Below are 12,500 nucleotides of genomic sequence, written 5' to 3'. Positions count from 1 at the left end.
CCAGGGACGACGGCCAGACTGTGCGCATGACCGGTCCGACTCCCCCGCCTCCCTCCGCCCCACTGGAGCCGTCGGAGCCGTCCGGCGCTGATGCCACCGCAGCCGCCGCAGCGGCCAGCACCATCGCGCCGAGCTCGTCGGGCGCGCTGCTGCGCCGCATCGGCGCCCTGCTGACCCCGTACCGCAGCGAGTTGATCCTGGTGGTGCTGTCCATCCTCGTGGGCGCCGTGCTCGGGATCATCACGCCGTTCCTGACCCAGCGGGTCTTCGACGACGCGCTGTTCCCCGCGTCGGGCGGGGTCGACCTGCGCCTGCTGCTGTGGCTCGTCGGCGCGATGATCCTGGTGCCGTTGCTGAGCTCGGCGATCGGCGTCGGGCAGACCTACCTGACCACCAAGGTCGGCAACCTCGCGATGGCCGACCTGCGGGGGCGGCTGTTCGCTCACCTGGAGCGCATGGAGCTCGCGTTCTTCACCGCGACCAAGACCGGCTCGATCCAGTCGCGGCTCGCCAACGACGTGGGCGGCGTGCGATCGGTGCTGACCACGACGGCCTCGTCGATCCTGTCGAACGCGGTGACGGTCATCGCCTCGCTCGTCGCGATGCTGCTCCTCAGCTGGCAGCTGACCATCGTCGCCGTCGCGCTGATGCCGGTGTTCGTGGTGATGCAGCGTCGCGTGGGCGCGCGTCGCCAGGTGATCGCGCGGGCCACCCAGGAGTCGCTCGCCGACATGACGGCGATCACCGAGGAGGCCCTGAGCGTCTCGGGCGTGCTGCTGACCAAGGTGTTCAACCGCTCCGACGCGGAGATCGCCAGGTACCGCGAGGAGAACGACCGCCAGGTGGGCCTCCAGGTGCGCCAGGCGATGGCCGGCCAGGGGTTCTTCGGGGTGGTGAACGCGTTCATGGCGATCACGCCGGCGCTGGTCTACCTCGCCGCCGGGTACATGATCTCGGGCGACGTCGGGGTGGGCGCGTTGACGGCCGGGACCCTCGTCGCGTTCTCCACGCTGCAGGCGCGACTGCTCATGCCCGTCGTGTCGTTGATGCGGGTGGCGCTCGACGTGCAGACGTCGCTCGCGTTGTTCCGGCGGATCTTCGAGTACCTGGACATGGAGCCCGCCATCCGGGACCGCCCCGGCGCCGTCGTGCTCGACCCGGCGACCACGCAGGGCAGCGTGTCCTTCGACCAGGTCTGGTTCCGCTACCCGTCTCCCCCGTCGCTGCAGGAGCCCGAGCCGGTCGCGGCGCCGGGCCGGGGGTCCGGGATGGGCGGTGGGATGCGTGGCGCGATGATGAGCTTCGGCGTCCCCAGCTCGGGGTCGGGCGGAGGTGGGATGCCGCATGGGCTCCCCCGCCCGGCGTCGGGCGGCGGACGTCGCACCGCTGCGGGCGCCGCGACCGCGACCCGCCGGGCCTGGGCGGTCCGCGATGTGTCGATCGAGGTGGAGCCGGGGCAGCTCGCCGCGTTCGTGGGCCCGTCCGGGGCGGGCAAGACCACACTGAGCCACCTCGTGCCCCGGCTGTACGAGGTGGACCGTGGGGCCGTGCGCATCGACGGGCACGACGTCAGGGACGTCACGCTCTCGAGCCTGGCGGACACCGTGGGCGTCGTGACTCAGGACCCCTACCTGTTCCACGCGACCATCGCGCAGAACCTGCGGTACGCCCGGCCGGACGCGACCGACGCCGAGCTGGAGGACGCCTGCCGCGCGGCCAACATCCACGACCGGATCATGTCCTTCGAGGGCGGCTACGACACGGTGGTCGGCGAGCGGGGCTACCGCCTGTCGGGTGGCGAGAAGCAGCGCGTCGCGATCGCTCGCGTGCTGCTCAAGGATCCGCGGGTGCTGATCCTCGACGAGGCCACCTCGGCCCTCGACACCTCCTCGGAGCGCCTCGTGCAGGATGCGCTGGCCCGGGTGCTGCAGCGGCGCACAACGCTTGCCATCGCCCACCGGCTGTCGACGATCATCGACGCGGACGTGATCTTCGTGGTGGAGGACGGCCGCGTGGTCGAGCGCGGCACGCATGCGGAGCTCGTCGCGGCCCCGGACGGCCTGTACGCCCGGCTGTACGCGGAGCAGTTCGGCGGCGGGCGGGTCCAGGCCCGGTTCAGCGATGGCGTGATGTTCACCGACGGGGTGGTCCTCACCCAGCCCTCCCGGAGCGAATGAGCCCTGGCGGGCAGGCCCGCCACCCACAGGACCCCTCCGCCGACGGGCCTCGCACACTGCCCTGACCGCCGCGCCGGGCCGCGTGGGAGGTGGCTCAGACGGTGGCCGCATGACGAACGAGCCTGACGAGACCAGCCGCCCAGAGCCCACCTCTCCGCCGCACTGGGGCGCCCGGTGGGGCGATCCCTTCCACTACGGCCTGCCGCGACCGCCGCGCGTCCCCGACGCCGGCCCACGGCCGGACGGAGCCCCACCAGCCCCGGCCGTCGACCCGGGAAGCGCGCATGAGGCCGACCTCGTGGAGGTGGTGCTGCGCGCCATCGGCGGCCAGCGCGGCGGGGCGCCCACGCTGTGGTTCCTCGTGCTCGACGGCGGCGACCGCCCCGCGCCCGTCGTGCTGCCCGTCGAGCATGCCAGCGTGGCCCCGTCTGAGACCGTCGCCGACTTGCTCGTCCGCGTGCTGGTCTCCGTCGTGCAGCACGAGGCGCCCGGCGGGTCGGTGCTGATCGCCTACACGCGAGAGGGCGGGGGCGCCCACGGCGCGTTCGAGCGCGGATGGTCGGGTGTGCTCCGCGCGATGGCCGCGCGGGCAGGGCTGCGCATCCGCGCCGAGGTGGCGATCGGGCCGCACCGCGCCGGAGTGATCCGCGCATGAGGGCTGCTGAGCCTGTGTCGCTGGTCACAGCCCCGGGCGCGCAGGCGGCGCGGAGGGCGATGGAAACGCGGAAAGCACCGCGTCTCACCGCGATGGACTCGTCGCGCGTTCACGAGACCTTCACGGCACTATGGAACATCAGGGCCGGGTCGGTCGTTGTGCCCTGCGGAAGAGTTTCATACGGCAACGGCACGGAGGTCCCAGATGTCGAACCGGTCCCTGCGCGGAATGCGCATCGGTTCACACAGCATGGAGACAGAGGACGGCGTCGACTTCGCCCCTCGTCTTCAGGCGCACTACGACTGCCCGAACGGGCACACGATCATCCTGCCCTTCTCTGTCGAGGCGGACGTCCCGGTCACCTGGGAGTGCCGCTGCGGCGAGGAGGCGCTCCTGCGCGATGCCTCGAAGCCTGAGCCCAAGGGCGGCAAGCCGCCGCGCACCCACTGGGACATGCTGCTCGAGCGTCGCACCGTCAAGGAGCTCGAGGAGCTGCTCGACGAGCGGCTCGACCTGCTGCGCGCCGGCAAGCTGCGTCGCAGCGCCTGACGCGTTTCGCACGAGAAACGGGCGCCGGTCCTCTGGGACCGGCGCCCGTCGTCGTCCCTGGCGCACCGGTGCGCGCCAGCGCGATCAGCGGCTCGACGACCGGCCCACCACGCGCCGAGCCATGGCGCGCAGTTGGCCGAGGCGATGCTGCGCCCCCCACACGGTCACCTTGGTGAGCGCCTCGACGACGATGTCGCGGCTCATCTTCGACTCCCCCAGCGCACGCTCCACGAACGTGATCGGCACCTCCACGGCCGTGCCGCCGGCGCGGAGCACCCGCCAGGCCATATCGACCTGGAAGCAGTACCCGTGCGACTCGACGTCCGCGAGCTCCAGCTTGCGCAGCATCTGCGCCCGGTACGCCCGGAACCCGCCCGTGGCGTCGCGCAGCGGCAGGCCCAGCGCGAGCCGGGTGTAGGTGTTGCCGCCCCGGGAGAGCAGCTGGCGGCTCAGCGGCCAGTTCACGACCGCGCCGCCCGGGACCCACCGCGAGCCGAGCACCAGGTCGGCGCCGTTGAGCGCCGCGAGCAGCGAGGGCAGGTCCTCGGCGCGGTGGGAGCCGTCAGCGTCCATCTCGACGATCACGTCGTAGTCGCGCTCCAGGCCCCAGCGGAACCCGGCGACGTAGGCGGTGCCGAGCCCCTGCTTGCCGGATCGGTGCATCACGTGGACGGCAGTGCGCCCATGGCGCGCGGCGTCCGCGGCGGCGAACTCCTCGGCGAGCTCACCGGTGCCGTCGGGCGAGCCGTCGTCGACCACCAGCACGTCGGCGGCGGGCACGCTCGCGCGCAGCCGCTCCAGGGCGCCGGGCAGGTTCGCGCGCTCGTCATAGGTCGGCACCACGACGAGCACGCGGCCGGGCAGGGCACTGGGCGGCTGGAGGTCGGACGTCATCGGGCTCCCTCGGGGCGGTCGTCACGCCGGATGCGCCGCGCACCGGCCATCCCGGTGACGACGACGCAGACGGCCAGGGCGTCAGCGATCCACGCGGGCCAGCCGCCGAGCCGGGCGGCCGGCGTGAGGGAGTCGCGCAGAGGGAGCGTAGCGATGAGCTGCTCCGCAGTGAAGAGCCCTGTCTCCTGGGTGACGGCGCCGTTGGGCGCGATGACCGCGCTGACGCCCACGGTGGAGATCTGCACTGTGGCGCGCCCGAGCTCCACCGCGCGCAGCCGCGACATGGCGAGCTGCTGGGTCGACTCGGCCGTGTAGCCGAACGTCGCGTTGTTGGTCTGGACGACGAGCACCTCGGCGCCGGCCCGCACCGCGTCCCGGGCGAGGCTGTCGTAGGCGACCTCGAAGCAGATCACATCACCCACGATGACTGTGCGCCCCAGTCTCGGCACGTCGACGGGCACGACGCCCACCTTGTCGCCGGCGATCATGTCCGTGGTGACCAGGTCGACCGCCGAGGAGAAATTGCGGAAGAAATCGCGCATCGGGATGTACTCGGCGAAGGGCGCCGGGTGCTGCTTGGAGTACTGGGCGACGACGCCGAGCCCGGGCTCCCAGAGCACGGCGGTGTTGTAGCGGCCGCCCGTGGGCGGGTACTCGACGGTGCCGACGAGCACCGGGGCGTCCACCGCGCGCGCCGCCTCGTCGATGAGGGCGGCCGCCTCGGCGTCGACCTGGGGGTCGATGTCGCTGCCGTTCTCCGGCCAGACCACGAGGTCGAGCTGGCCGCGCTCGACCCGTTCCAGCAGCGCGTGCGTGCCCGCGAGGTGGTTGTCGAGCACCTGTCGGCGCTGGGCGAAGGCGTCGAGGCCGGGAGTGGGGACATTGCCCTGGACGGCGCCCACCTGCAGGTCCCCCGTCTGCGCCCTGCTGTCGAGCGGGATGAGCGCCCCCACCACGACCAGTACGACCGCGACGGCGCCGCGCAGTCCGGCGAGGCCGACGGCGCCCGTGCGGATCGCGGTCCAGGTCTGGGCCAGCAGCACCCCGACCGCGACGACGACGGCGGTGACGAGTGGCGCGCCCGCGATCCACGCGAACGCGACCATCGGGGAGGACGCCTGGGAGAACGCCAGCCGGCCCCAGGGGAATCCGCCGAACGGCCACCCGGAGCGCAGCTCCTCCATCGCGACCCACAGCACGACGAACACGACGAGCTGCAGCCCGGCGCTGCGCCAGACGGAGTTCCCTCGACGGGCCCACGTCCAGGCCGCGCCGAGCAGCGCGATGTAGCAGGCCTCGAAGACCGTCAGCGCCAGCCAGGGGACGCGTCCGACCGCGAAATCCGCCCAGGTGATGTGCGGCGCGAAGAACGTGACGCCCCACACGAGGCCGACGAGCGCGTTCCACCAGGCGCTGTCCCGCCGCATGGCGAGGAAGAGGACTGCCACGCCGAGGTAGGCGGTCCCCCACCATCCGACGTCGGGGAACGCGGCCCAGGTGAGGATGCCGCCGACGACTGCGAGAAGGATCGTCGACCAGCGGGAGGGCTCGCGAAGGGGCACCGGAGCAGGGTACGTCAGCGCCGGAGCCCAGGTCCGGGCCGACCGGCCCGCGTGTCCTTCGTGCCGGTCGGCGCCGAGACGACGCCATCCGTTTTCTACTGAACACGCGGGCCCAGCCGGGTCCTGGTCCGCGGGCGGAGGGCCGGGAAGCACCCGACCGACCGGTCATCCGCAGATGCGGAACACCTGGAGAACCTACCGCCTGGCGTGAACGTGTCAAGCAAGGATCGGCACTGCTCAGCCGCATACGTGCAGGTCAGTCTGTCCTGTTTTGTGGCTTGTCGGATACGCGCGTCCGGCGTGTCGCCCGGAGTGTCGTCGAGCCCTCCGAGTGTTGCGCCGACCGGGTGATTTAGGCCACGCGGATCACGCCAGCTCGTCGTGCAGGACGACGCCGGATCGAACGGTCCGCACGCACTGCGGCGCGACGGCCCCGGGCTCGAGATCCGGCAGGAGCGGGGTGCCCGCACGCGCGTCCGTGCTCCAAGTCGCGACACGCCCGCCGGCGCCCTGGACGGCGAGGTGCTCCGCCCGCCAGATCGCGAGGTGTGCCGGCGCGCCGACCCGGATCTCTCCCGCGCCGGTGTGGTCGAGGCCTGCCGCGCGCCACCCGCCCCGGGTGTGCGCCCGGAACGCGGCACGCGCCGAGATCCGCTGGTCGGCGGCCTGGTGGCTGATCGCCGCCCGGACGGCGCCCCACGGGTCGAACGGCGTGACCGGCGCGTCAGAGCCGAACGCCAGCGGGATCCCCGCGGCGGCGAGGTCGGCGAGCGGGTTGAGCGCGGCAGCACGCCCTGCGCCGAGCCGGGCGGCGTACATGCCGTCAGGGCCGCCCCAGGCCGCGTCGAACGCCGGCTGAACGCTCAGGCGCACCCCGAGCAGCACAAGGGTGGCCAGCGCGTGCGCGTCGATCATCTCGGCATGCTCGATGCGGTGGCCCGCGCCACGGATCGCGTCGACGCCCTCGACGTCGACGGCCGCACGCATCCCGATCAGCAGCTCGTCCATCGCCCGGTCGCCGATGACGTGGAAGCCGGCCTGGAGCCCGGCCCGGGTCACGGAGCCAAGGTGGTTGCAGATCTGCTCGGCGCTGAGGTAGAGAGCGCCGTTCGGGTGCTCGGAGCCTGCGGGCGCGTCGGTGTACGGGGCGCGCAGGGCCGCGGTGCGCGAGCCGAGCGAGCCGTCCACGGACAGGTCCCCGCCGATGCCCGTCAGTCCCGGGATGGCGGCCATCAGCTCGCGCGCGTCGTCGCTCGTGACGCAGAGCTCACCGCGGTAGCCGACCACCAGCGGGAGCCCGCTCGCGGCGTCGGACGTGGCCGCGATGAGCTGGGCGAGCCCTTCGCGGGTGTCGATGAACGGGGCGCTCTGCTCGTGCAGCGAGACGATCCCGACGGCCGCGGCGGCGCGCATCGCCCGGAGGGCCAGCTCCTCGCGGCGCTCGTCGCCGACGTCGCGGGCGAGCGCCCGGGCGGCATGGTGCGCGTCCCGCTCGACCCGGCCGTCCTCGGACCAGCCGGGGAGCCCGCGCAGGCCGGCCGCCTCGGCGAAGGACGACGAGACGACGGCGGAGTGGGCGTCGACCCGCGCGAGGTACACCGGGCGGCCGCCAGCGGCCTGGTCGAGCTCCTCGATGCGCGGAGCCCGCCCCTCGGGCCACCCCTGCTCGTCCCAGCCATGGCCCAGGAGCGGCTCCGAGCCGGCGCGGCTCCTCGCGGCCTCATGGACGGCCGCGAGGGCGTCAGCCAGCGAACGCACGCCCGCCTCACGGGTCAGCGCGATGCCGTCGAGCGCGAAACCGGTCTCGAGGAGGTGCGCGTGGGCGTCCACGAATCCCGGGGCGACCAGGGCGCCATTGAGGTCCACGACCTCGTCCGCGCGGTCCGCCATGCCGTCAGCGGTGTCGTCGGCGCCGATCCAGGCGATCACGCCGTCCTCGACGACCAGCGCCTCGGCAAAAGGGTCCGCGGGGGAATGCACCACGCCGTGGCGATACAAGGTTGAGCTCACGAGGGCTCACCATATCGCCGTCACAGCGAGGAGTACGCGACCACCCCACGGCGAAGCGCCTGCACAGCACGGCCCGCGGTCTGCCGCAGGCGCGCGTCCGGGGCCGCCTGGGCGAGCTGGTCGAGCAGGTCGATCACCTGCTTGCACCACCGCACGAAGTCCCCCGCCGCGAGCTCGCTGCCCCGCAGCACGGAGTCGAGCGAGCGGCCCTGGGCCCAGCGGTGCACCGACTGCACCAGCCCCAGGTCGATCGGCCCCGTCGCCTCCAGGCGGTGCCCCGCCTCCAGGTCGTCGAGCTCGGACCAGATGCGCACGGTCTCGTCGAGCGCCTGCCCCAACGGGCCGTGCGGGCCGCCGGGGATGGACGGGCTGCCCTCGCGGTCGTCGCGGCGCGCGGAGTACACCACTGTCGAGACCGCCGCCGCCAGCCCCGCCGGGTCGAGGCCCTGCCACGCCCCACGACGCAGGCACTCGGCGACGAGCAGGTCGTTCTCCGCGTAGATCCGGCGCAGCCAGCGGCCGTCCTCGGTGACGACCGTGCGGGCGCTGCCGTCGTCCGCGGTGTCGGTGCGCAGGTAGCCGAGTTGGAGCAGCACCTCGCAGATGCGGTCGAAGACCTTGGCGATCGACCCGGTGCGTCCAGCGATCCGCGCCACCAGGGCGTCGTGCTCACGCTTCAGGCGCGACCACCGCTCCGCCCAGCGGGCGTGGTCCTCGCGCTCGGGGCACTGGTGGCACGGGTGCGCCCGCAGCTGGCGCCGCAGGTCGAGCAGGATCGAGTCCTCCGGCCCCTGGGCCCGGCCACGACGGCCCGCCCGGCGCCCGGAGCCCTTCGGCTCGCGGTGCGGGTCGCCCACGTCGAGGTCGGCCAGTGTCCGCCGCAGGGTCGCCGCGAGGTCGCGCCGGCCCGAGGCGGTGCGGCCGTTGAAGGACTTCGGCACCCGCAGGAACCCGAGCTTGCGCACGCCGTCGCCCACGTCGTCGACGGCGAGGCGGCGCACGTGGTGGTCGGTGGTCAGGACTGTGGGGCGCGGGCCCTCGAATCCGGCCACCGTGCCGGGGTCGAGCACCACGGCGTGGCCCGAGCGCCGCCCCGCCCGGATCTCGATGACATCCCCGACGCGCAGGCCCTCGAGGGAGCGTCCCACGTCCCTGCGGCGCTCCGCCGCGGCCTCCTTGGACAACACCCGCTCCCGGTCGGAGATCGCCCGCCGCAGCGTCGCGTACTCGCGGAAGTCGCCGAGGTGGCACTGCATGGCCTCGGCATACCCCTCCAGCGCCTCCGAGTGGCTCTGCGCCTCACGGGCCAGGCCCACCACGCCACGGTCGGCCTGGAACTGCGCGAAGGACATCTCCAGCACCTCCCGCGCTCGCGGACGGCCCACCTGGGAGACGAGGTTGACGGCCATGTTGTACGTGGGCCGGAAGCTCGAGCGCAGCGGGTACAGCCGCTTGGAGGCCAGCCCCGCCAGGGCCACCAGGTCCAGCCCCGGATGGTCGACCACCACGGCGTGGCCCTCGACGTCGATGCCGCGCCGCCCGGCGCGGCCGGTGAGCTGGGTGTACTCCCCCGGCGTGATCTCGACGTGCCGCGAGCCGTCCCACTTCACGAGCTTCTCGAGCACCACCGACCGGGCCGGCATGTTGATGCCCAGGGCCAGCGTCTCGGTGGCGAACACCACGCGGATCAGGCCGCGGGCGAACAGGTCCTCGACGGTCTCCTTGAACAGCGGGAGCATCCCGGCGTGATGGGCCGCCACGCCCCGCGAGAGGGCGTCGAGGAACCCCCAGTAGCCGAGCACGTCCAGGTCCTCCGGGGGGATGGAGGCGCAGCGCTGCTCGACGACGCGGCGGATCTCCGCCTCCTGCTCCCGGTCGGTGAGGCGCAGCCCTGCGGCGACGCACTGCGCGACGGCTCCCTCGCATCCGGCCCTCGAGAAGATGAACGCGATGGCGGGCAGCAGCCCCGCCTCCTCCAGCAGGTCCACCACCATGAACCGCGGGGTGGGACGGCCGCGTCCCTGTCCCGGGCCCTGGCCCCTGCCGCGGTACCCGCGGTCGCCGGGGCCGCGACGGCCCTGATGCGGGGGCCCGCTGTCCCGGTCGCGCTGCGCGATCCGGACCAGCTCGGGGTTGATCGGGGGGTTCACCCCGGGGTCGGTGGGATCCACATGCCCCGCGTACAAGTCGTGCAGGGCGCCCTTGACCAGGACGTGCTGGCCGAGGGGCACCGGGCGGTGCTCGCTCACCACCACCGCCGTGTCGCCGCGCACGGCGGTGAGCCAGTCGCCGAACTCCTCGGCGTTGGACACCGTGGCGGACAGGGACACGAGCTGCACGTCGTCGGGCAGGTGCAGGATGACCTCCTCCCACACCGGCCCCCGGAACCGGTCGGCGAGGTAGTGGACCTCGTCCATGACCACGTACCCGAGCCCGGCCAGGGCGCCCGACCCGGCGTAGAGCATGTTCCGCAGCACCTCGGTGGTCATCACCACCACCGGCGCATCGCCATTGACGGACGTGTCGCCGGTCAGCAGGCCCACGTTCTCAGCGCCGTGCCTGGCCACCAGGTCGCCGTACTTCTGGTTGGAGAGCGCCTTGATGGGGGTCGTGTAGAACGCCTTGCGGCCCGTGGCCAGCGCCAGGTGCACCGCGAACTCCCCCACCACGGTCTTGCCCGCGCCGGTGGGCGCGGCGACCAGCACCCCGCTGCCCCGCTCGACGGCCTCGCACGCCTCGACCTGGAAGTCGTCCAGCGGGAAGTCCAGCACCTCCCGGAACCGGGTCAGGTCGCTCTCTGCGGCTGCCGCGCGCCGACGTGCTGCCGCATAACGCTCTGCCGGGGACTGCTCAAGACGACCTGCCACACCGTCAACCCTAGGCGACCGGTCAGGCGAGCACCCGCACCGCGCCCGGGTGCACCTGGGCCTGCAACGGTGTGGGCCCGAGCCGCTCCCCGTCCGCGAAGGCGTCGGGCGGGACGGAGCCCAACCGCTCCACCGGCTCGATCAGCGCGGTGCGGGAGCGGAACACCTGGACTGCGGGATGGCGCACATGCCGGCCCGTGTACATCCCCGGGAAGATCCGCACGACACCGGACCGCGTGAAGGGGCCGGCCACGACCACGTCGAGCAGCCCGTCGTCGATCCTCGCGTCGGGCGCGATCTTGACGCCGCCGCCGATCCACGGCGCGTTCGCCACCGCGACCACGCAGCCGGCGGACTCCCACACGACGTCGTCGAGGGTCACCCGGTACCCGTACGGGGCGAAGCCGCGCAGCTCGCCCATGAGGGCGCGCACGTACCGGGCGCTGCCCCGGGGCCAGCGCATCGTGTTGGCCCGCGCGTTCACCGCCGCGTCGACGCCGCAGGACAGCGCGCCCAGGTACCAGGTGCGGGTGGAGTGCAGCGGCGGCCCGGCGCTGACGGCGTCGATGGCGCGCGGCCCCTGCGCGAGCCCATGCTCGATCGCGCGCACCGAGGCGTCCACATCGCTGCGCGGCAGGTCCAGGGCGCGCGCCAGGTCGTTGCCCGTGCCCACGGCCACGATGCCGAGCGGCAGATCCGTCTCCGCGACGACGTTCGCGCCGAGGTTGACCATCCCGTCGCCGCCCACCATCACCAGGGCGTCGAGGCCGCGCACGGCCGCGTGGCGGGCTCGCGCGCTCGCTGCCTCCAGGTCGGTGGCGGACAGGTCCTCGACGTGGTGCCCCCGACGGCGCAGCGCGTCGACCGTCGCGGCGCCTGCGCCGTGGCCCCGGCCCCGCCCTGCGGTGGGGTTGACCACGACGCCGATCTGAGTCACGCGCGCCCTGGCTCGTCGGCGTCCGCCGACGCGGCCGGCGCCTCGTCGTCGTCCTCGTCCGCCATCGTGCCGTCGAGCCGCGGCAGGCCCGCGGCGACCCGCGCCTTGTTCACGCGGCGGTCGTGCAGCACGCAGATGCCCACGGCGATGAAGTACAGGGCGCAGATCGGCAGCGCCATGACCACCATTGTGATCGCGTCGGGGGTGGGGGTCATGACCGCCGCGAACACGAAGGCCAGCAGCACCGCCCACCGCCAGCCCTTGGCCCAGGTGGACGCCCGCACGAGGCCGGCCATGTTGACTGCGACCATCACCACCGGCAGCACGAACGCGACGCCGAACGCGAGGACGAAGCGCATGACGAAGCTGAGGTAGGTCTGCGCGTCGATCAGGTTGGTGGCCTCCTGCGGGATGAAGTCCGTCAGGACGCGCACCGCCGTGGGCATCGTGGTCCACGCGAGGTACGACCCGGCGAGGAACAGCGGCGCCGCCGCCCCCACGAAGCCGATGGCGTACCCGCGCTCACGCCGGGTGAGCCCCGGGGTCACGAACGCCCAGAACTGGAACAGCCACCACGGGCTCGTGAGGATCGCGCCGAGGAACAGCGAGATCTTCAGGCGCATGTCGAACGCCGTGGCCAGGCCTCCGAAGTTCACCGAGGCAGTGGCGCCACGCGCGGACGCCGCGTCGAGCAGCGGCTTTTGGAGCGCGTGGAACACCGGGTCGAACAGCAGCCATCCGACCACCGCGCCCACGACGAGGCCGCAGGCGGCCAGGAACAACCGCTTGCGGAGCTCGACGAGGTGCTCGCGCAGCGGCATCCGGCCGCCGGCGGCTGGCCGGCGGGCC

The 12,500-nt window shown here is 73.3% G+C and carries 9 protein-coding genes; 3 read left to right on the top strand and 6 right to left on the bottom strand.

What is annotated here, in order from left to right:
* The first annotated feature begins 26 nt into the window (after positions 1-26).
* The 3 genes from BN3788_RS17160 to BN3788_RS17150 all read left to right on the top strand — a co-directional run bounded on the left by BN3788_RS17160 (position 27) and on the right by BN3788_RS17150 (position 3,381).
* On the top strand, positions 27-2,177 hold the full coding sequence (locus tag BN3788_RS17160) for an ABC transporter ATP-binding protein (protein ID WP_082813076.1): 2,151 nt from the start codon (positions 27-29) through the stop codon (positions 2,175-2,177).
* Between the two features lie 109 nt (positions 2,178-2,286).
* On the top strand, positions 2,287-2,832 hold the full coding sequence (locus BN3788_RS17155; RefSeq protein WP_147525165.1) for a hypothetical protein: 546 nt from the start codon (positions 2,287-2,289) through the stop codon (positions 2,830-2,832).
* Positions 2,833-3,036: 204 nt separating this feature from the next.
* Positions 3,037-3,381 (top strand): RNA polymerase-binding protein RbpA, encoded by a 345-nt coding sequence (locus BN3788_RS17150; RefSeq protein WP_066588806.1) that lies wholly within the window; start codon positions 3,037-3,039, stop codon positions 3,379-3,381.
* An 84-nt stretch (positions 3,382-3,465) separates the two neighbouring features.
* On the opposite strand, the gene BN3788_RS17145 is transcribed toward BN3788_RS17150, so the two are convergent.
* The 6 genes from BN3788_RS17145 to tatC all read right to left on the bottom strand — a co-directional run bounded on the left by BN3788_RS17145 (position 3,466) and on the right by tatC (position 12,472).
* Positions 3,466-4,275 (bottom strand): polyprenol monophosphomannose synthase, encoded by an 810-nt coding sequence (locus tag BN3788_RS17145; protein WP_066588803.1) that lies wholly within the window; start codon positions 4,273-4,275, stop codon positions 3,466-3,468.
* Positions 4,272-5,837, bottom strand: coding sequence for an apolipoprotein N-acyltransferase (gene lnt, locus BN3788_RS17140; protein ID WP_066588801.1), 1,566 nt, complete (start codon positions 5,835-5,837; stop codon positions 4,272-4,274). The genes BN3788_RS17145 and lnt overlap by 4 nt, the downstream gene beginning before the upstream one ends.
* Positions 5,838-6,203: 366 nt before the next feature.
* Complete coding sequence (locus BN3788_RS17135) at positions 6,204-7,847, bottom strand: amidohydrolase (protein ID WP_066588799.1); 1,644 nt, start codon at positions 7,845-7,847, stop codon at positions 6,204-6,206.
* 20 nt (positions 7,848-7,867) lie between these two features.
* Positions 7,868-10,714, bottom strand: a complete 2,847-nt coding sequence (locus BN3788_RS17130; protein ID WP_066588797.1) for a DEAD/DEAH box helicase — start codon at positions 10,712-10,714, stop codon at positions 7,868-7,870.
* Between the two features lie 22 nt (positions 10,715-10,736).
* Positions 10,737-11,651, bottom strand: coding sequence for a diacylglycerol/lipid kinase family protein (locus BN3788_RS17125; RefSeq protein ID WP_066588794.1), 915 nt, complete (start codon positions 11,649-11,651; stop codon positions 10,737-10,739).
* Positions 11,648-12,472: a twin-arginine translocase subunit TatC gene (gene tatC / locus BN3788_RS17120; protein WP_066589667.1), complete on the bottom strand. Its 825-nt coding sequence runs from the start codon at positions 12,470-12,472 to the stop codon at positions 11,648-11,650. The genes BN3788_RS17125 and tatC overlap by 4 nt, the downstream gene beginning before the upstream one ends.
* Positions 12,473-12,500: the final 28 nt, after the last annotated feature.

It is taken from the genome of Cellulomonas timonensis (genome assembly GCF_900046455.1).
Lineage (GTDB): Bacteria > Actinomycetota > Actinomycetes > Actinomycetales > Cellulomonadaceae > Cellulomonas_A > Cellulomonas_A timonensis.
This window is presented reverse-complemented; position numbering and strand designations above follow the sequence as displayed.

Excerpts from the sequence above, each read along its gene's own strand:
- BN3788_RS17160 (WP_082813076.1), top strand. The coding sequence starts at position 27 with ATGACCGGTCCGACTCCCCCGCCTCCCTCCGCCCCACTGGAGCCGTCG.
- BN3788_RS17155 (WP_147525165.1), top strand. The coding sequence starts at position 2,287 with ATGACGAACGAGCCTGACGAGACCAGCCGCCCAGAGCCCACCTCTCCG.
- BN3788_RS17150 (WP_066588806.1), top strand. The coding sequence starts at position 3,037 with ATGTCGAACCGGTCCCTGCGCGGAATGCGCATCGGTTCACACAGCATG.
- BN3788_RS17145 (WP_066588803.1), bottom strand. The coding sequence starts at position 4,275 with ATGACGTCCGACCTCCAGCCGCCCAGTGCCCTGCCCGGCCGCGTGCTC.
- tatC (WP_066589667.1), bottom strand. The coding sequence starts at position 12,472 with ATGCCGCTGCGCGAGCACCTCGTCGAGCTCCGCAAGCGGTTGTTCCTG.